The 1,262-nt window shown below is 56.3% G+C and carries 1 protein-coding gene and 1 pseudogene; both read right to left on the reverse strand.

From position 1 onward, the window contains the following. Window positions 1–419: 419 nt before the first annotated feature. A complete protein-coding gene (locus A6A05_RS03525; protein WP_156520878.1) occupies window positions 420–935 on the reverse strand; it encodes a D-alanine--D-alanine ligase family protein in 516 nt (171 codons plus the stop codon). Window positions 936–1,151: 216 nt separating this feature from the next. Further along, window positions 1,152–1,262, reverse strand: a pseudogene (locus A6A05_RS20635) (IS5/IS1182 family transposase); the annotation flags it as partial.

The raw sequence follows: 1,262 nt of genomic DNA on the forward strand, positions 1-1,262 counted from the left end.
AGGGGGGCATGATGGATGAGTCATTCCATCTTGAATCACGCTCACGCCCGCCTGTCCAGGCTATGTTAACGCCTATGAGGGCAAGACCATCCTGACCGCACAAGAGGTCGAGGACGTCGTCGCCTACCTGTCGACCCTGAAATAATTCAAGACAAAGGAAGAATCGTCCATGCGTACAGTCAAGACCGGCTAAGGCTGTAGGAGAGTGCAGCTTGGTCATTGCGGAATTGTGCCTTGGCAATCTGGAGCAGGCCCGCCAACGGATTGCCGGGCTTAACGGTTGGGTCGAGGAGGTAGGACTCGACGAAGCGGTCACGCTTGCGCGTGAGGCCACGGCGTTGGTGCGCCGCGCCAACCAGGAATATCTGGCCCCCCTCGCCATCCTTCGCAGCTGCCATGTCGATTGGTGTCAGTACTGGTCACAAAACCCACTGACAATGCTTCCGGCTTCCGACTTGGCGCTTTAGGCTGTATTCGACGACGTGTGCCAGAATATCATTTTTGCTGAAGCCATGCTGCTCCCCTGCCAGAGTAATGGCGCCGCTCTCACCAATGTAGCAACAAAGATTGAGTTCCAGGAGCCTGCGCTGTCCCGTGACAAAATCAATGCGGTAATCTACACGGAAGTAATCCATGGGGCCGGCCGTAGTCCAAATTTTGTCTATATCTTCCCGAATGGCCTCAGTCATACCATCGACATCCACCATTTCATAGCCCAAATGGTCTGTCAGCTTAAGATCCTCAGTGACGATGCTTCCCAGTTTATCCGAGCGTGGCGTGACGTAGCCCAGCACTGAATAGGGAGCATGGCCAATGACGGGGACAGTGACATCAATGCCCGGGCAATACGCCTCCACCAGTGCATCCTTTCCCGCGTTGGTGAATCTTTCAACGATTCGGCGGGCACCGGCCCAATCGGATTGCAGGTTGTCCACGAAAATACCTTCCGACCCGGCTCCCGAGCGATCCTTCACGAAGTAGGGGCCGGCAAATAGCGGGGCCGAAAGCGCATCGGCAGGGCGGTAAACACGCCCCAGTGGAACCGGGACAGACAATCCCTGACAAAACAACTTGGTGAGATATTTGTCCTCTGCCAAAGCGCGGATATTCGGCGGAGCGCCAAGATAAGAGTCCGTCCGCGAAGTTCCCTATTATTTCCTGTGCCTTGCGATTCTGCGCAGCATGAGGCGGATCATGGCCAGGCGCAGGAACGCCAGCGCCATTCTGGCGAGGTTCTCGAAGTCCTTGGCGAGGCGTCGGCA

The sequence above is a fragment of the Magnetospirillum moscoviense genome, assembly GCF_001650635.1.
GTDB lineage: Bacteria > Pseudomonadota > Alphaproteobacteria > Rhodospirillales > Magnetospirillaceae > Magnetospirillum > Magnetospirillum moscoviense.